Source organism: Microbacterium testaceum StLB037, from assembly GCF_000202635.1.
Lineage (GTDB): Bacteria > Actinomycetota > Actinomycetes > Actinomycetales > Microbacteriaceae > Microbacterium > Microbacterium testaceum_F.
The window spans coordinates 1274018-1292776 of the sequence record NC_015125.1 but is presented as its reverse complement, the minus strand read 5'-3'; the positions used below and the strand labels follow the sequence as shown (position 1 = coordinate 1292776).

General features: G+C 68.5%; 14 protein-coding genes. 5 read left to right on the top strand and 9 right to left on the bottom strand.

The window, feature by feature from the left end; genetic code table 11:
• Positions 1-313: 313 nt before the first annotated feature.
• The 4 genes from MTES_RS05920 (at position 314) to MTES_RS05905 (ending at position 7040) form a co-directional block, all read left to right on the top strand.
• The gene (locus MTES_RS05920; protein ID WP_158309748.1) at positions 314-1777 is read left to right on the top strand and encodes a helix-turn-helix transcriptional regulator; all 1464 of its coding nucleotides are present in this window, start codon (positions 314-316) and stop codon (positions 1775-1777) included.
• Positions 1778-2064: 287 nt separating this feature from the next.
• Positions 2065-4497, top strand: a complete 2433-nt coding sequence (locus tag MTES_RS05915; protein WP_148272815.1) for a SpaA isopeptide-forming pilin-related protein — start codon at positions 2065-2067, stop codon at positions 4495-4497.
• Positions 4498-4576: 79 nt separating this feature from the next.
• Entirely contained in the window at positions 4577-5983 is a 1407-nt protein-coding gene (locus tag MTES_RS05910) for a SpaH/EbpB family LPXTG-anchored major pilin (protein ID WP_013584303.1), read from the top strand.
• Between the two features lie 4 nt (positions 5984-5987).
• Positions 5988-7040 carry a class C sortase gene (locus MTES_RS05905; protein ID WP_148272813.1) on the top strand — a complete coding sequence of 351 codons (1053 nt, stop codon included), beginning with the start codon at positions 5988-5990 and terminating at the stop codon, positions 7038-7040.
• On the opposite strand, the gene MTES_RS05900 is transcribed toward MTES_RS05905, so the two are convergent.
• The 9 genes from MTES_RS05900 to MTES_RS05860 form a co-directional block, all read right to left on the bottom strand.
• Complete coding sequence (locus MTES_RS05900; RefSeq protein ID WP_013584301.1) at positions 6985-7911, bottom strand: PfkB family carbohydrate kinase; 927 nt, start codon at positions 7909-7911, stop codon at positions 6985-6987. The genes MTES_RS05905 and MTES_RS05900 overlap by 56 nt on opposite strands.
• A gap of 212 nt (positions 7912-8123) precedes the next feature.
• Positions 8124-9095 carry a glycoside hydrolase family 68 protein gene (locus MTES_RS05895; RefSeq protein WP_013584300.1) on the bottom strand — a complete coding sequence of 324 codons (972 nt, stop codon included), beginning with the start codon at positions 9093-9095 and terminating at the stop codon, positions 8124-8126.
• Between the two features lie 171 nt (positions 9096-9266).
• Positions 9267-10211, bottom strand: a complete 945-nt coding sequence (locus MTES_RS05890) for a carbohydrate ABC transporter permease (protein WP_013584298.1) — start codon at positions 10209-10211, stop codon at positions 9267-9269.
• Between the two features lies 1 nt (position 10212).
• Positions 10213-11154, bottom strand: coding sequence for a carbohydrate ABC transporter permease (locus tag MTES_RS05885; RefSeq protein WP_013584297.1), 942 nt, complete (start codon positions 11152-11154; stop codon positions 10213-10215).
• Positions 11155-11215: 61 nt separating this feature from the next.
• Positions 11216-12508, bottom strand: coding sequence for a sugar ABC transporter substrate-binding protein (locus MTES_RS05880; RefSeq protein ID WP_050901841.1), 1293 nt, complete (start codon positions 12506-12508; stop codon positions 11216-11218).
• Between the two features lie 62 nt (positions 12509-12570).
• Complete coding sequence (locus MTES_RS05875; RefSeq protein ID WP_013584295.1) at positions 12571-13623, bottom strand: LacI family DNA-binding transcriptional regulator; 1053 nt, start codon at positions 13621-13623, stop codon at positions 12571-12573.
• A gap of 276 nt (positions 13624-13899) precedes the next feature.
• Positions 13900-14094: a hypothetical protein gene (locus MTES_RS18400; RefSeq protein WP_148272812.1), complete on the bottom strand. Its 195-nt coding sequence runs from the start codon at positions 14092-14094 to the stop codon at positions 13900-13902.
• A 157-nt stretch (positions 14095-14251) separates the two neighbouring features.
• Positions 14252-15589, bottom strand: a complete 1338-nt coding sequence (locus MTES_RS05865; protein ID WP_013584293.1) for a uracil-xanthine permease family protein — start codon at positions 15587-15589, stop codon at positions 14252-14254.
• Positions 15590-15722: 133 nt separating this feature from the next.
• On the bottom strand, positions 15723-16688 hold the full coding sequence (locus MTES_RS05860; protein ID WP_050901760.1) for a phosphoribosylaminoimidazolesuccinocarboxamide synthase: 966 nt from the start codon (positions 16686-16688) through the stop codon (positions 15723-15725).
• A 78-nt stretch (positions 16689-16766) separates the two neighbouring features.
• Between MTES_RS05860 and MTES_RS05855 the strand changes: the two genes are divergently transcribed.
• On the top strand, positions 16767-18515 hold the full coding sequence (locus MTES_RS05855) for a BCCT family transporter (protein ID WP_013584291.1): 1749 nt from the start codon (positions 16767-16769) through the stop codon (positions 18513-18515).
• The last annotated feature ends 244 nt before the right edge of the window (positions 18516-18759 follow it).

Sequence of the window (18759 nt, the reverse complement as noted above, 5' to 3'; positions counted from 1 at the left end):
GATGAGAGCGCTTTCAAAGGGCGGGTTCGAGCGTGCTTCTGTCGCCGGGGGCGTCGTGCACCTCTGAGGGCGGTGGCTGAATCGGCTTGTCGTCTCGTGGACTTTCGGCGTGGAGCAGCTCATCGTGCCGCGTGCGCGACGCGCGGACGGGGCGGATTCGCGCGCGCCCTTTCGCCCTGGACCGGGGCCGGAGTGCGCGTACCGAATCCTGTACGGTTACACGCCGTATCGAGTCGCGCCTGTTCCGCAGAGGCGCAATTGGAACTTCTTGACCTTTCGTGGATTGAGTCTCGAGTGATGACGGGGGAGAGTCGTGAGTCTTTTCGAATCATGCGACGTGGTGAATGAGTCGGCGCGTCGAGTGAATGCGAGCACGCTGCCGACGGTGGAGGCTGCTGCGATTTTCGATCTCAATTACGTGAGATCATTTCCTATGCGCACGGAACCGCAAAACATTCCTAAAGAAGAAGTTTCGGTGTTGAGTGCAGCGCTCATCGCCCATGCGCGTATGGATGATATCGAAAGTTGCTCATATCTCTTGGGGCGCTACTGGCGTCATCACCACCTTCGTTCGTCCGTTTCGCTGGATCGTCGGGAAATGTTTTTCCTCGAGGCGAACGCTGCGGAGGCTTATTGTGCTCTCGGGGATGTTTCCACCGCCGCCCTTCATGCGCGCAGGGCTCTGAGTATGAGTGCGAATGCGGCTGAAACATTCCGCGCGAAAAGCGTCCTCGCTCTCTGCCTGAGCCTCCGGGGGAACATGGCGGCAGCGTCGGGTCAGATATCGAAATGCGACGGCCTCGCGCGGCGGAACGATCCTTCCTGGTCGCACGATTCCTATGTCCTGAGCGTGGCGCGATCCTTCGTGCTCGCGAACGAGGGAGACGCGGACGGCCTCCGGCGTGCGGCTGCGGACCTGCGCGGGATCGGGGGGAGGGATGACTACGTGCAGTACGCGGCGGACGTGGTCAGCGTGCAGGCGTACGTGCTCTCCGGCCAGATCGATGAAGCCGTCTGCCTCGGCAGCGGCCTCCTGGACTGTGGATCGTCGCGGGGTCGCTGGATGATGCGTGGGTTCTTGCTGAGCCTCTACCTCGACGCGCTGCTGCTGCGGGGGGAGCCGCGACGCGCGCTGGCCGTGGCGAGCGGCATCGACCTCCCGACCCCGCCCATCGTCTGCCTCGAAGCCCCGCGTGCCCTGGCGTTCCTCATGACGGCGGACTACCGATCTGCCCTTCGGGTGACCCAACCCTGCCTCCGACGCGTCTCTGAACTCGGCCTGCGCGCAGCCGTGGCCATCATGCTCGTGCGGGGGGTGGCGCAGTATCGGCTGGGTGAGCACGTCCGAGCGCGCCGGTCACTGACGGACGGACTCCGGATGGCGGCTCGGGCGCGCCTTTCGCCGGCTTTGATCATCGGTCTGGCCGCCGTCGATCTGCGAGACGTCGCCGAGTGGCTCGGCGACGTGACGCCGGAGGCGGCTGAGTTCCTGTCTCGGCTCGAGCAGTACCGCGGTAGCCTGCCGAATCCCCCATCGCCATCGGTCGTTCCGGTCTTGACGTCTCGCGAAGAATCACTTGCCTGGAGTATCTACGACGGGGCATCGAATAAAGAAATCTCCGAAAAGGACGGCGTGAGCGTCAATACGGTGAAAGTGCAATTGAGTACGCTCTACCGCAAACTCGGAGTGTCGACCCGGAAGCAAGCGCTGGCCTTTCTCGATGAGCGTGAATTCTTCCTGCCGCCGGTCGATGAGCAATCTTCCGCGAACGAATAGAGGCTGATCGCTCACGCGAGGGAGCCGCCCCCATCGGGGGCGGCTCCCTCTTCTCTTTCCTCTCGATGTCGCGGCCGACCCCGCCTGGGTGATTCCGGCCATGCGACTGCGGTGCGTGGCGAGCGGGGGCTGGTATTAAGCGCAGGGACTAAGGCGGGTACTAACGGTTTCGTGTTCTCTGGGGCGGTCCATACGGTGAGACACGGCGTTCGTCGGATCCATGTGAGATGGCGGCGGATTTCGTGTGCGATATCCGCCCGAGCGAGGCCGACCGTTGAATCGCGAATATGCCGCCGAAATCGGCGCTATTCGTCGGAGGGAAGAATTTCGTGCATATCAAAGAGAAGGTCGCCCGCGCAGTGCTGGTCGCCGGGTTGTCCCTGGGGCTGACCTGCTCGGGAGCGCCAGCGAGCGCTTCCGAGCCGGGCGCTGGTGTCGGAGTGGTCGCGGCGACGACGGTCGTCCCCGCCGCGCAGGCTCTCTCGCCGGTGCGACCGGCCTCGATTCCGTCCGGGGTGTCTGCGTCGTTGACGTGCGCACCGCAGACGCTCTACGCGGTCTCCAGCTCTGGGCAGATGAGACGTATCGCCAACGGCGCGGTCTCGACCGTTGGTGCCGCCGCGCAGGGGATCACGCACTTCAACGGCCTGGGGATCGGAGCGGACGGCAAGACGGCCCTCGCCTTTGATCGGTCCAGCACGTTGAACACTGCGAGGATCTACTACTTCGATGGATCGAGGTGGGTTCGGACGACCGACAGCTACACCAACACCTCATTGGTCTCGTTCGTCGCCGGAGCAATCGATCTGAGCACGGGAGACTACTACCTGGGGGGGTTCACGTCTGACAGTCGGTTCCTGCTGACCCGCTACGTGCCATCTACCGGAGCATTCACGTTGGTCGGTTCGATCAACGCGCCCACCGCGGGTAGCGGAACCATGAACGGTGACATGGCGTTCGACGCGCGCGGCAATCTGTATCTCGTTGCCAGCAACTCCAGCACCACGGTCCTGTCGGTAACCGCCGCCTCCCTCGCCGCGGCGAGCGGCGGGCTCCTTCCCTCGTCGCAGTCGTTCAGCTTCACCACCGCGGGCTTCGCCGAAGTCAACGGTGTCGCGTTCAACAACAACGGCAGCATGTTCCTCGGAAGTTCCGACACCGTCCGCGAGTACGACACCTCCACGGGCACGTTGATCTCCGTCACCGCGACGGGATTGAGTGGCAGTACGGATCTGGCCAGCTGCAACTCGCCCGCCAACCTCACGCTCCGCAAGAATGTGGCGTCGCGCGCGGCGGGTTCGGATCAATTCGCCCTCTCCGTGGCAAAAGGCTCGACGGTCTCCGGCACTGCCACGACGACGGGTTCTGCGACGGGCATTCAGGCGGATCAAATCGGCCCTCTCCCCGTTCTACAGGGCGCCACGTACACGTTGACGGAGCAGATGGCACCCGGATCGACCAGTCCGATCGCCACCTATGCGAGCAGCCTGAGCTGTGTCGACGAGACGGGCGCCGCAGTGACCGTGAGCTCCGAGTCGACCGTGACCATTCCCAACCGTTCGGGCGCGAGTGTCGAGTGCGCATTCGTCAACCGGGCGCTGACGGCGAGCGTTACGGTGCACAAGGTGGTCCAGGACATCCGTGGACAGGACGCGCGTCCCGGAAGCGGATGGACACTCGGCGCGGCGACGACCTTCACCACCGGCTCCGGTACGGCTTCTCCTTCCGCAACCACCCAGGTCACCCCGGCATCCGGAAGCGTGTCCTGGCAGCTCGCCTTCGAGGGCGCCTCGGCGCGGGGCGAGGTGAAGGTTTCGGAGCAGCAACAAAGCGGGTGGGAGTTCGTGAGCGGCGTCTGCACCATCGCCCGGGCCGGAGGCGGCAGCCAGACGGTTCCTCTTGCCGGGCCATCCGGAGTCGCCCTGTCGAACATCGCGCCCGGTGATGCGATTGACTGCACCCTCACGAACAAGCCGGTCTCGGGCCTGCTGACCTTGAAGAAGCAGGTCGATAACACCTACGGCGGTAGCTCGACGCCGGCCGACTGGACGCTGACCGGCGCGGGACCTCAGGCGATCACGGGTAAGACCGGCGAGAGCGCGATCACCTCCGCGGTGGTCGCCCCGGGTTCCTATGCCCTGTCCGAATCGGGCACGCCCGCCGGCTATCAAGCCGGACCCTGGAGCTGCACGGGCGGCACCGTGACCGGTGCATCCGTCTCTGTGGCTGCCGACGCCGACGTGGTGTGCACAATCACGAACGCGAGCAAACCCGGGAGCGTCGCCTGGACCAAGACATCGGAGGCGACCGGCGACATGCTGTCCGGATCGGAATGGACGGTCTCGGGTCCCTCGCTCGCCGCGCCCGACAACGTGGTCGTCGACTGCATCGCCAGCCCGTGCACCGGTCTCGACAAGGACCCCACCCCGGGCGCATTCCGCCTCGACGATCTGGCCTGGGGGTCGTACACCGCCACCGAGACCCGGGCGCCGGTCGGCTACATCGCCGCGGGCTCGCTCTCCTTCACGGTGACCCCCGCGAATGCGGGCACGACGCAGGACCTCGGGCCGCAGACGAATGAGCAGCAGTCGGGGGCGCGCCTGCCCCTGACGGGCGGTGTGGGTGCGGATGCGTTCGTCATCTCGGGCTTCGTCGTCCTCCTGGGTGCGACCGCCTCCGTCCTCACCCTGCGCCTGCGAAGCCGACGGTCCTCACGCTGACCGTCCGTCTTCCCCGAACGTCCCCCCACACCCCGGCTGTCGTCGACCACGGCGGCCAAGGAACGAAAGCGAGAATCACATGTCCCTCAGGTCACTGCGGCTGCGGAAGCTGGCCGCCGGCATCGGAGTCGCGGCGCTCGCCGCGCTCGGCGCCATGGGAGCGAGCGGGGCGGCGCATGCCGCTGACCCGGCGAGCCCGTCGAACATCACCGGTACCACCGGAACGCTGACCATCCACAAGCACGCGGGTGATCCGGGCGCCGCGGGCAACGGTGCCGAGATCACCGATCCGGACGCGGTCCGGCAGCTCGGGGAGGCGCTGTCGGGCGTGCAATTCTCGGTGCAGCGCGTCGCCTACGAAGGCACGGCGATCGACCTCACCACCGCCGCAGGCTGGGACCAGGCCGCAACGGCCACTCCCGCCAACATCGCGTCCGCACCGTTCTCGTTCGCGAACTCGACCACGGTCACCACGGGAGCAGACGGCCAAGCGGCTCTGGCGAACCTTCCCTACGGTCTGTACTACGTCACCGAGACCAACCCGGGACCCAACCCGATCGTCTCGCCCGTGCAGCCCTTCCTCGTGTCGGTGCCGTACCCGAACCAGGGCACCTGGCTCTACGACGTGCACGTCTACCCCAAGAACAAGCTGAACGACACCAACCCGACCAAGTCGGTCTCGGCCCCGGACGCGCCGGTGCTCGGCTCGACGGTCGTGTGGACGGTGAATGCTCCCGTTCCGGCGCTCGCCGCAGGCGACACCTACCGCAGCTTCTCGATCACCGACGACCTCGACGACCGCCTGTCGTACACCGGCGCCACGGTCTCGGTCGATGGAACGCCGCTGGTCGAGGACACCGACTACACGGTCTCCGGCAACGTCAAGATCACCTTCACCTCGGTCGGTCTGTCCAAGCTCGCGGGAAAGACCGCCGTCGAGGCGAAGATCTCCACGAAGGTCATGAGCCTCGGGGCCGACGGTCAGATCACCAACACCGCTCTGGTCAACACCAACGGATCCGAGCGTGAGACCAACTCGCCGCAGACCAACTCGGGCGGGCTGGTGATCCAGAAGACGGATGCCGCGACCTCCGACGCGCTCTCGGGTGCGATCTTCGAGGTGTACGACGCGAAGAACGGCACGCTCGTCGCCGGCCCGTTCACCACCGACGCGACCGGCAAGATCTCGATCGACGGCCTGTGGGTCGGCAACGACTCCGTGACGTCGCGCACCTACTGGGTGAAGGAGACGCAGGCTCCCGCCGGATACGTCCTCCCCGCCGATCCGTGGACCGAGGTCACCGTCACCGCCGGTGGAACGAGCGCGCCCACGACGGTCACCCTTCCGAACACCCAGCAGACGGGTCCGAACCTCCCGCTGACCGGTGGCGCGGGGAGCGCTGCGTTCACGATCCTCGGTGGAGGCCTCGTCCTCGCGGGTGTCGGAACCATCGTCGCTCGCCGCATGCGCGCGCAGCGGTCCTGACCGCATGAAGCCGGGAGGGGCGGATTCCCCCCACACCGCCCCTTCCCCAGCCGGGGCCGACGTCGCGCCGCACCCGCGTCGACGTCGGTCCTGGCATCCTCCCGGCGAGGACCCCTGGCCCCCGGCATCCCGTCGACAAGCCCGTCGTCGCCGGTGGCGCGCACCGTGGGCGACGGCGGCGCTCGCCCTCATCGCCTTTGTGGGCGTTCTGCTGCTCATGTACCCGACGGTGGCGAGCTGGTGGACGCAGTACAACCAGTCGCGGCTCATCGTGAGCGTGGAGACCGACCTCGGCTCGACGACCCGCTCGACGCGGAGCGAGGCGCTGTCCGAAGCGCACTCCTACAACGCCGCCCTCGTGGGAGGAGCGTTGCTCGAGGCGGGGTCGCGCGTGCCGACAGGCTCTGGTGCGCACGCTCCGGGGTTCGTCTACGACGATCTGTTGCGTGCCAGCGCCGACGGCGTGATGGCCCGGCTGCGCATCCCCGCGATCGACGTGGACCTGCCGATTTATCACGGGACGAGCGACGCGACCTTGAACAAGGGCGTGGGCCACCTCGAGGGCACATCGCTGCCGGTCGGCGGTGCCGATCAGCACTCCGTGCTCACCGCGCACCGGGGTTTGGCCGGGGCCACCCTCTTCGACGACCTCGATGAGGTCGTCGTGGGCGACACGTTCACCATCGAGGTCTTCGGTGACGTGCTCACCTATCGCGTGCGCGATACGCAGGTGGTGCTGCCGGAGGAGACCGAGACCCTCTTCCCGCAGGCCGGAGAAGACCTGGTGACCCTGGTCACGTGTACGCCTCTGGGGATCAACACTCATCGCATCCTGGTGACGGGAGAGCGCGTGACTCCGACGCCGCAGGCCGACATCGACGCCGCGGGGCAGGCGCCCGACGTCCCCGGCTTCCCCTGGTGGGCCGTCATCATCCCGGCATCCTTCGCCGCGCTCTGCGTGCTGGTCTACGCCGCCGGCCGCCTGCCGAAGGCCCGCCCGGTCAGCCGTCGAGGTCGTCGCGGGTGGGCGGGTCCATTCCCGCGCGCCCGACGGTGATCGCGGCGGCGCGCGCCGCGCGGCTGAGCAGCGCCAGGAGGGCTTCGCGGTCGAGGCTCCGGACGCTCGCGCGCAGCCCCTCGACATCGCCGGGGATGTTCAGGATGCCGTCGAGCAGGGTCCCCATGAACGTGTCGCCCGCGCCGACGGTGTCGACGACGGCGGTGGACACCGCGGGGATGTCGACGGTGGCGTGCGCGGTGACGGCGAGGGATCCTGCCTCGCCGTCCGTGATGACGGCGAGCCCAGCGCCCAGCTCGACCCATCGACGCGCGACGTCGGTGGGCGCGACGCCCGGGTAGAGCCATTCGGCGTCTTCCGCGCTGGCCTTGACGACGTCTGCGAGGGCGACGAGCGCCTCGACGCGGGCGGCGGCGTCGGCGTGCCCGCCGGTGAGGGCGGGGCGGATGTTGGGGTCGTAGCTGACGAGCGCGGAGCGCCGCGCACGTTCGGCCGCCGCGCGCACCTCGTCGGCGCCAGGGGCGAGGGTCGCCGCGACGGATCCGGTGTGGAAGATCCGGGACGCGGGCACGTCGACCGGCGAGGGCAGCACCCAGTCGATGTCGAACTCGTACGTGGCGTTGCCGTTCTCGCCGATGGTGGCGCGCGCCGTGGCGGTGCGCTCGGGGTCACCGGCGGTGCGCAGGTCGACTCCGGATGCCGAGAGCCACGCGTTCAACGCGGCCCCGCGCTCGTCGTCGGCGACGCGTGCCACGAGCGTGGCGTCGCGGCCGAGTCGGCCGAGAGCGACGGACACGTTCGCAGGGCTGCCTCCGGGGCGCTCGGACGCTCCCGCCGCGGTGGTCACGATGTCGACGAGGGCCTCGCCGAGCACGGCGACGTCGTGGGTGCGGGTTTCCGTGGTCGTCATGCTGATCCTTCCGGTGGGCGATCGCCTCGCCGTCATCATGGTGCATCGAGCGTGCCGGCGCGAACGGGAGCCGGGCCGGGGCGTGCCGTCGGGCGGAGTTCCGGCGCGACCCGCCGGTGAGCGGCGGGTGGGAGCGGGGAGTTGCGGTCGAACTCCGCCGGACGGACCGGGCCGCAGCCGCAAGTTCCGCCCGACGGACCGGGCGCGCGCCGTCAGGCCGACAGCACCGCGGGCTGCGTGACGACGAGGCGGTCGCCGTCCCAGCCGACGGGCATGGGGTCGGTGATCCCGCCCACGAAGCGTCCGTCGACACCGACATTGCGGAACGCCAGGAGCTGCCAGCGGCCGTCGCGGTCCCGGATCAGGCGTCCGACGTACAGGTCGTCGTCGGTGATCGGCGTCGCGGTCGCGATGTCGAACGGACCGAGGACGCTGTCGGCGGCGACCGCCCACACCGCCCCGCGCGGGTGGCGGGCGCGCACGGCATCCATCGCCTGGGCGGGCATGCACGAGAACAGCAGCACCGCGCGGCCGTCGACCTCTTCGACCTGGGTCACCTCGAGCTGGCCGAAGCCCTCGTCGGTGGGCTCGCTCACCGGGGCCCGCAGCGTCCACGTCTCGAGATCGGGCGAGGTCGCGTGAGCCACGACGCCGCTACCGTTCAGCGGTCCCCGGGGCGCGCGGGCGGTGACGTACATATGCCAGCCGTTCCCGGCGGGATCGGCGAACACCCACGGGTCGCGGAACGCCTCGTCGTGCCACGCGGTGGTTGCGAGGCGCTCGTAGATCTCACCGTCGGCCTCGAGCACCGGGTTCGCCGGGTTCTTGTGCCACGTGTAGAGGTCGTCGCTGGTCGCGTACCCGATGCGCTGCACGTTGCGGCCGTCTTCGGCCAGGCGCGAGCCCGTATAAAAGAGGAACCAGGTGCCGTCCTCGCGGCGGACGGTCGAGCCGGTCCAGGTGGCGAGCGCGTCGAAGTCGTCGGCACCGCCGCGCACGAGGGCGTCGGCGACGCGGTCCCACGAGACGAGATCGGTCGAGACCGCGTGGCCCACCGAGGCGCGGTAGTGACGGGCTTCGGGGTCGTGCAGAGCGCGCGAGGCGTAGAGGAAGAACAGGTGGTAGGTGTCGCCGTCGTCGGCGAACCAGAAATCCCACACGTAGGAATCGGCGAGGTCGAACACGTCAGGCACTCTCTTTCGGGGCAGCGGATCGCTGCGGGTCTTCTCGGGTGGAGGGAGCCACGCCCGGCGGCTCGTCGGTGGGGCTCCCGCCGGGGCGCTCGGCCGCCCCGGCGGAAGTGGTGACGATGTCGACGGGTGCTTCCCCGTGCACGACGACATCGAGTGGACAGCTCATCCCTTGACTCCGGATGCCGCGATGCTGCTGACGAACGCACGCTGGAAGACCAGGAACACGATCAGCACGGGCAGGGTGATGAGCGAGGTGTAGGCCATGACCTCACCCCAGGCGGTGTTGAGCTGGAAGAAGTACTGCATGCCGACCATGACCGGGCGCAGATTCTCCTTCTGCACGACCATGAGGGGCCACAGGTACTGGTTCCACGCGGGCAGGAACGTCAGGATCGCCACCGTCGCGAACGCCGGCCCCGAGAGGGGCACGATGATGCGGCGGTAGATCGTGAACCAGCTCGCCCCGTCGATGCGGGCCGCCTCGTCGAGCGACGGCGGGATCGTCGAGAAGTACTGCGCGAACAGGAAGATCGAGAAGGCGTTCGCGATGAACGGCACGATCTGCACCTGGTACGTGTTCAGCCAGCCGAAGTCGTACTTCAGCACGCCGCCCTCCATGACGAGGGTCGGCAGCTGGTTGACCCAGTAGACCATCGGCACGGCGATCGTCTCGAAGGGCACGATGAGGGTCGCGATGATGAGCGCGAGCACGACCACGCGACCCTTCCACCGCAGGCGCGACAGGGCGAAGCCGGCGAGGGAGTTCACGATCAGCCCGAGCCCGACCGTGAGCACCGTCACGAGGATCGAGTTGAAGAGGAACTGTCCGACGGGCACGCGATCGAAGACGCCGAAGTAGTTGTCGAGGCTGATGTCGCCGGTCGGCAGGAACGCCGCGGGGGAGTCGATGTCGCGGAGGATCTGCGCGTCGGGCTTCAGGCTCGAGACGAACATGAACACGAGGGGGAACAGGAAGAACACCGCCAGGATCGACATCGACACGTAGGTGAGGATGCGGCCGTTGCGGCCTTCCGAGGAGCGGGTGCGCTCTCGGGCGGGGGTGCTGCGCGACGCCGTGCGGCGGGGGCGCTCGAGGGTGCCGGTCATGTCAGTTCTTCTCTCGGGTCAACCAGCGCTGGATGAGGGCGATGACCAGCACGGCGACGAAGAACAGGAGCGAGATCGCGGCGGCGTAGCCGATCTCCTGCTGCTCGTAGCCCTTGCGCACCGCGTGGTACACGACGGTCGTCGTCGAGTTGAGGGGACCGCCCTGGGTCATCACGTCGACCTGGACGAAGAGCCCGAGGGCGGCGATCGTGATCGTGACGAGGACGAAGACCATGGTGGGACGAAGGCCCGGCCACGTCACGTGGGCGAACTGGTGCCACCGGCTCGCGCCGTCCATTCGAGCGGCTTCGTACAGCTCCTCGGGGATGGTCTGGAGACCGGCGAGCCAGATGATCATGTGGAAGCCCACGGCCTGCCAGATCGACAGCACGATGATCGCGCCGAGCGCGGTGGTCGGGTCGTTCAGCCAGTCGGCGCCCTTCAGGGCCCCGAAGGTGACGGTGTCGATCATCGAGTTGATGAGTCCGTCGCTCTGGTACATGAAGCGCCAGAGGATCGACACCACGACGATCGACGTCACGACCGGGATGAAGAACACCACGCGGAAGAACGTGGTGCCGCGCAGGCGCTGGTTCACGAGGATCGCGAGCAGCAGACCGAGACCGGCCTGGACCGGCACCACGACGAGCGCGAACAGGAACGTGTTCAGTGCCGACTGCAGGAACACCGGGTCGGCGGTGAAGGCCCGGAAGAAGTTGTCGAGGCCCACGAAGCGCGGCGGGTTCGGCGAGATCAGACGGGCGTTCGTGAACGACAGCGTGAACGCCAGCAGCACGGGCACGATGAGGAAGAGCAGGAGCAGGAGCCCGGCGGGGGCCATCATCGCCAGGCCCGCCCACGTCTCCCGGCCTCGGGAGGAACGGATGCGACGGAGGGATCGGCGCGGCTGCTTCGCCGCGGCGACCGGAGGAGACACGGTCATCAGGATTCTTCTTTCCCGGGTGCGGTGGGGGTCCGAGCGGACCCCCACCGCAGGCTCGGCGTTACTTCGCGCCGTAGCCGTCGTTGGAGGAGATGTTGGTGTCGATCTCGGTGACGGCGGCATCCAGGGCCGACTGCACGTCGGCGCCGTTCATGATGTCCTTGGCCGCCGTCTCGAACGTGGTCGAGATCACCGCGTAGGCGGGGGTCTCGGGGCGCAGCACGGCGTACTCCTTCGAGAACTCCGCGAACGGACGCAGAGCGCCATCGGTGGAGTTGAAGTACTTCGACGCCTCGGTGGCCGCCTCCGTGGCGGGGATCACGAGCTGTTCGTCGGCGAACTGGGTGATGTACTTGTCGTTGAAGCTGAACTCGAGGTACTTGCGGGCGCCCTCGGCGTCGTTGCAGGACGACGAGATGCCCCACTGCCACGAACCGCCGCCGATCTTGGGGCCGTTACCGAGGTTCGGCGGCGGCAGGATCAGCAGGTCCTCACCGACGGCGTCGACCGCGGCGAGACCGTTCCAGACGCCCGTGTAGCTCAGCGCGACCTTGCCGTCGACGAACTCCTGGTTGCCGACGGTGCCGCCGCTGTTGGCGTAGCCGTTCGTGAACAGGGACTGGAACCACCCGCCCCACTTCACGGCATCCGGACCGTTCAGCGCACCGTCCGCGGTGAGCATCGTGTCGCGGTTGATCAGGTCGCCGCCGAAGCTCTGCAGGAACGGCGAGTAGGCGTACGGCCACCACTCGCCCTTGTCCTCGGCGCCGATGTCGATCGGGGTGTCGTACCCGGCCGCCTTCAGCGTGGCGAGGGCGGAGTCGAACTCCGCCGCGGTCCACGGCTGAGCCATGGTCGGGATGCGGATGCCGTTGGCATCCAGAACCGACTTGCGGGCGAAGATGCCGAGGGCGGCATCCCAGTAGCCGGCGGAGTAGATCTCGCCGTTGTACTTTCCGACCGCGGTGGGAAGGAGCTTGTCGGTGATGTCGCTGGAGATGTTCAGCGGCTGCAGGTAGTTGGCCCAGGCCCAGTTGGGCATGATCGGGCCGTCGAGGTCGAGCAGGCAGGGCAGGTCGCCCGAGGCCGCCGCCGCGACGATGGCGTCGTTGTACGCGCCCTGCGGGAAGGACTCGGTCTTGACCTCGTACTGGTCTTGCGAGGCGTTGAAGTCGCTGATGATCTGTTCGTAGACCGCGAGTTCAGCGGGGTTGCCCGCCGAGTGCGTCCACATGGTCAGCACGGTGCGACCGTCTTCGGTCGTCGTGCTGCCCTGACCTGCCTGACCGCAGCCGGTCAGCACCAGCGCGGCAGCGACGCCCGTTGCGGCGAGCGGGATGAAGGACTTCTTCATCGTGTTCCTTTCGGTGTGCGACGACATCCCTGTCGCCATCGTGAGGGGACGCCGGAGAGGCGTCAGTCCGTGGCCCGGGGGTCCCGCGCGCTGCCGAGGTGCGCGGGAGGGCCGACGGAAGCCCGACGAACGATCGGGCAGTCCATGAGGTGGGGGGAATCGGTGTCCGTCTCGCGGAGGCCGAGGGCGACCTCCATCGCCCAGCGGCCCATGGCCGCGTGGGGGAGCGAGACGGTGGTCAGGGGCGGATCGAGCTCCGCCGCGACCAGCTGTTGGTCGTCGTAGCCGACGATCGACAGGTCTTCGGGAATCCGGATGCCATGACGGGGCGCCCACATGACGACCCCGGCCGCGATGCGGTCGTTGAAGGCGAAGACGCCGGTGGGGCGCTGCTCGTCGGGCAAGGCCATCAGCTCGGCGATCGCGCTCTGACCGCCGGCCGCCGAGGTCTGCGCGGAGACGTGGAGAGCGGGATCGGGGTCGATGCCGGCCTCGGTGAGGACGTCCCGGTAGCCCTGCAGGCGGAGCTCGGCGGCGACCGGGCGGTCGGCGTCGCCGTCGTCGATGTAGGCGATGCGGCGGTGGCCCGCGTCGATCAGTTCCTGGGTGGCGGCGCGTCCCCCGGCGTAGTCATCGGGGACGACGGCCGGGTATCCGCCGTCTTCGGGTCGGCAGTCGAGGAAGACCGTGCCCGAGGGCAGACCGGCGGGGGCCGGGAGCACGCGGTGGTACATCGACGCGTAGACCATGCCGTCGACGCGGTGGTTCACGAGCGTGGAGATCGCGTCCGATTCGATCTCGGGGTGGCCGTCGGTGTCGACGAGGATCACCAGTCGCCCGTTCTCGCGGGCGACCTCTTGCGCACCGGCCAGCATGCGTCCGGCGAACGGGGTCGTCGCGATGCGGTCCGAGACGAGGCCGATCGTGCCGGTCACGCGGGTGCGGAGGCTCCGGGCGATCGGGTTGGGGGAGTATCCGACCTCGTCGGCGACGCGGCGCACGCGCTCCTTGGTCTCGTCGGAGATGCGCGACTCGGCGTCGTTCAGGACGAGAGAGACGGTCGCGGGCGAGACGCCGGCGGCTTTGGCGACATCCGCGATGCGCACTCGAGCCATGGCTTCACCCTTCGTTGGATAATCGATTTATCTTGCTGATAAACCGATTTACCAGCGACAGCAATCAGTGTGCGGTGTGGAGCCCGCCGGTGTCAAGTAACGGAACGGCAACGGTGGCGGCGAGGCCGGGGTCGGCGGGCGTGCCGTCGCGCCGAGTTGAGTCCCGACTCGCCGGCGGAGAGCGGCCTGGAGCGGCGTGTTGCGGTCGAACTCCTCGGGACGGCCCGCCCCCGCCTCCGAAATCCGCAGGACGGACCGGATGCCGCGGGCGCGGCGTCAGCGCGGGCGACGCCGTGCGGCGAAGAACGTCACGATGCCCTGGCCGATGAGGTACCCCGCCGAGGCGGTGATGAAGTGGGCCACGGTGGGAGCGCCGTTGGCATCCCACCACAGCATCGCGGCGAGGAAGACGGTCCCCACGGCGACGAGGATGATGCCGGTGCGGGCGGTCGGGCGGGTGGTGGCGGTCATGGGTTCCTCCGGGGTGGGGGCGGTCCCCCCGATCATGCCGTACGCCCCGCCTCGCCGAGACCGCACGCGATCGCCGAGGCCGTCGGCGTCTCGCCGCACGCGCGTGCGGGCTCGGTGAACGGGTGCGGTCTCGGCATCCCTCGGTCCTGACGCGGAGTCAGGACGGGTCGCCGCCCAGCGGCCCCACCGCGGGGATGGGCCCGCCGTCGTCGGCGCCGGTCTGGCGCGCGCGGGCGATCGCGTTGCCGAGGTGGTAGATCACGAGGGCCGCGACCGAGCCGAGCACGATGGCACCGAGCTGGAACTGGCCGATGTCCATCGTGAAGCCCGCGATCGCGAGAACCAGGGCCACCGCTCCGGTGTACTGGTTGACCGGGCGCGAGAAGTCGACGCGGTTGTCGACCCAGATCTTGATGCCGATGATGCCGATCAGGCCGTAGAGCGCCGTGGTCACGCCGCCGAGGACCCCGGGCGGGATGGTGTTGAACACCGCGCCGACCTTGGGGGAGAGGCTCAGCAGGATCGCGGTGAGGCCCGCGATCCAGTACACCGCGGTCGAGTAGACGCGCGTGGCGGCCATGACTCCGATGTTCTCGCCGTAGGTCGTGGTGCCCGAGCCGCCGAAGGATCCCGCCAGCGTCGTGGCGAGACCGTCGGCGATGAGGGCGCGACCGGTCGAGCGGTTGGCCGTGGCATCCGTCATCGCGGCGACTCCGCGCACGTGACCGACATTCTCGGCCACGAGGACGAGCACGACCGGCAGGAACATTGCGATGACCGACCACGTGCCGGGGGAGGCGAAGTCGGGGAAGTGGAACTCGGGCAGACCCACCCACGGGGCGGCGTCAACGGCGTCGAAGTCGATGAGCTTCTCGCCGGTCGTGACCTGGATCAACACGGTCGCGACGTAGCCGACGATCACGCCCAGGAAGATCGAGATGCGGCCCAGGAAGCCGCGGAAGAGCACGCTGAACAGGATGACGGCGACCAGCGTGATCGTTCCGGTGAGCGGCTGCTTCTCGAAGCTGCCCCACGCCACCGGCGCGAGGTTGAACCCGATGAGCGCGACGATCGCGCCCGCGACGACCGGGGGCATGACCTTGTCGACCCACCCGAGGCCGGCGAACTGCACGATGAAGCCGATCACGGCCAGGAGCACCCCGACGGCGACGATGCCGGCGAGCGCCGAGCCGGTGCCGGCCATGGTCGTGGCGGCGGTGATCGGCGCGATGAAGGCGAACGACGAGCCGAGGTAGCTGGGGAGGCGATTGCGCGTGATCAACAGGAAGAGCAGTGTCCCGACGCCCGAGAACAGCAGCGTCGTCGAGACCGGGAACTGCGTCAGCACCGGCACGAGGAACGTCGCACCGAACATCGCGATCACGTGTTGGAGGCCGATCGCGACCGTCGCCCCCCAGTTCAGGCGCTCGCCGGGGGCGACGACCGCGCCCGGTGCAACGGTGCGCCCGTTGCCGTGCAGCTTCCAGCGGAACATGTGTCTCCTTGAAGAGGGTGGTCGGGGGTCCCTTCGACAGGCTCAGGGACCGATGCTCGGGCTCAGGGACCGATGCTCGGGCTTCGCGGCCGCACGAGCGGTGGCTGAGCTTGTCGAAGCCTCCGCGGGCGGATCAGGATGCCGTGAGCAGGCGCAGCAGCTCCGCGTAGCGCTCGCGGGTGCGCTCGACGATCTCGTCGGGCAGCGCGGGCGGTTCGCCCTGCTTGTCCCAGTTCTCCGCGAGCCAGTTGCGCACGATCTGCTTGTCGAAGCTCGCCATGCGTTCCGCCGGAGTGGTGCCGATGCTCCAGGCCTCGGCATCCCAGTACCGCGAGGAGTCCGAGGTCAGCACCTCGTCGGCGAGGGTCAGCACGCCGTCGGCGTCGAAGCCGAACTCGAACTTCGTGTCGGCGAGGATCAGCCCGTGCGCCTCGGCGGTGGCCGACGCGCGGCGGTAGATCTCGAGCGAGGCGTCGCGCAGGGCCGCGGCGGTCTCGGCCCCGACGATCTCGACGGAGCGCTCGAACGTGATGTTCTCGTCGTGCTCGCCCATCGGCGCCTTGAACGCCGGGGTGTAGAGCGGCTCCGGCAGGCGGTCGCCGTCGTTCAGGCCATCCGGAAGGGGGATGCCGCAGACCGTGCCCTCCGCGCGGTACTCCGCCCAGCCCGAGCCGGTCAGATACCCGCGCACCACGCACTCGATCGGTTGCATGTCGAGCGAGCGGACCAGCATGGCGCGTCCGCGCACGACATCCGGAATCAGCTCCACCGCGTCGTCGCCGACGAGGGCGTGGTCGGCGGCGAGGTGATTCGGGATGCCGCGCCCTCCGTCGGCACCCGCGAGCTGGTCGAACCACCAGAGGCTCAGGGTGGTCAGGAGCACGCCCTTGTCGGGGATGCCGGGGGAGAGGACGTGGTCGAACGCGCTCACGCGGTCGCTCGCGACGACGAGAAGGTGCGCCGGGGCCGCCCCTTCGACCGTGTCGGAGGGGATGTAGAGGTCGCGCACCTTGCCGGAGTAGGTGTGGCGCCAACCGGGGAGCTCGAGCGGGGCAGCGGAGGTCACCCGCTCATTATTGCGGGTGCGGGCGGCGCGCATCGGCGCGGATTGTGCCACACCGCGCTCCGTCGCGCCTGCCCCCCGGTCGGCGCGAGGCCCTTGACTACCGTGGATGGAATGACCGAGGCAGCCCCCGACACCACGGTGAACATCGATCCCCACCTCGGCAGTCGTCACAAGACGATCCGGGGGTGGGTCTTCTGGCCTGCCGCAGCGATCGCGCTGGCGTTCATCGCCTTCGCGATGCTCTTCCCCAGCGCCGCCGAGGCCACGTTCGGCGCCGTGCAGACCACGATCGTCTCGGCCTTCAACTGGTACTACGTGCTGATCGCGGCGTTCTTCGTCGTGTTCGCGCTCGCGATGGGATTCAGTCGATTCGGGAACATCAAGCTCGGGCAGGACGACGACGAGCCCGAGTTCTCGACGATGTCGTGGTTCTCGCTGCTGTTCGCCGCCGGCATGGGCATCGGTCTCGTCTTCTACGGCGTGAGCGAGCCGCTCAGTCACTTCATCGAGCCGCGGCCCGGTGTGTCCGGCACCCCCAACCAGCTCGCCCAGCAGGCGATGTCGCAGACGTTCCTGCACTGGGGCGTGCACGCGTGGTCGATCTACGTCGTGATCGGACTCGCACTCGCCTACGCCTTCCACCGGCGGCGGCGCCCGCGCACCATCCGCTGGGCGCTCGAGCCGTTGCTCGGGGCGCGTCTCGTGCAGGGGGCGTGGGGCAACGCGGTCGATGTCGCCGCCCTCGTCGGCACGCTCTTCGGCGTCGCCACATCGCTGGGTCTCGGTGTCATCCAGATCAGTGCCGGTCTCGAGTACCTCGGCGTCGTCTCGCCCTCGGTCGTCAGCGAGGCGATCATCGTGGGCATCATCACCGGCTTCGTGCTGTTCTCGGTGCTCTCGGGCGTCGGCAAGGGCATGAAGTGGCTGTCGAACATCAACCTCGTGCTCGCCGGCCTGTTGATGCTGTACCTCCTGTTCGCCGGCCCCACCGAGTTCCTCCTGCGCGACGTCGTGCAGTCGATCGGCAACTACATCCAGAACTTCGTCGGCCTCTCGTTCACCACGAGTGCTTACTCCGGCGCAGACGGGGTCGCCTGGCAGGGCACGTGGACGGCGTTCTACTGGGGCTGGTGGATCTCGTGGGCGCCCTTCGTCGGCATCTTCATCGCGCGCATCTCGCGCGGACGGACGGTGCGGGAGTTCGTCACCGGAGTGATCCTGGTGCCCACGCTCGTCGGCATCCTGTGGTTCACCGTTCTGGGTGGGACGGCCATCTACGGCGAACTCAGCGGCACGGTCTCTCTGGTCGGCGCCGACGGGGCGGTGAACGTCTCGACCGCGCTGTTCCAGATGCTCGAGAGCGTGCCGGGCGCCGTGTTCCTGTCGATCGGGTTCCTCATCCTCATCGGGATCTTCTTCGTCACGTCGGCGGACTCCGGCGCGCTCGTGATGGGCATGATCGCCACCGGCGGCGAAGAGGAGCCCAAGCGCTGGGTGCGCATCTTCTTCACCCTTGCGACCTCGCTCATCGCCTTCGCGCTGCTGCTGGCCGGCGGTCTGCAAGCCCTGCAGACGGCGGCCATCAGCATCGCTCTGCCGTTCAGCCTGGTGCTGCTGGCGATCTGCTGGGCGACCGTGACGGCCTTCCGGCGCGAGATGCGCGCCTACGACAAGGCCGAGCGCGCCCAGCTGCGCGACGCGATCGGCGAGCACTACGGGCTCGAGGTGGAGGAGCCCAACCAGCGGGGGATCTTCTCGATCCCCCTGCGGTGGGTGCGCCGTGCGGCACCGACGGCTGCGGCGCAGTCTTCCGCGCCTGCGGCCAGCTCGCCTCCCTCGGCCCCGCCGACCGACTCATAGCTCGCGCTCGGTCCACGTCTGCCCCAATCTCTCCGCGGTCCCGGGCTCTGTCGGGGCGTTGAGTGTCCAAGAAACCCGGACGCTTCGAATTTTCGTCCGGGTGTCTTGGACATTCAGCGCTGCCCGCGGGCGCGGGCGCGGGTGCGGGTGCGGGAGCGGGCGGGCGAGGGCGCGAGGGCGGGCGTGGGCGCGAGGGCGGGCGCGGGTGCGGGCGCGGGCGCTCGGGTGCGGAGGCTCGCGAGAT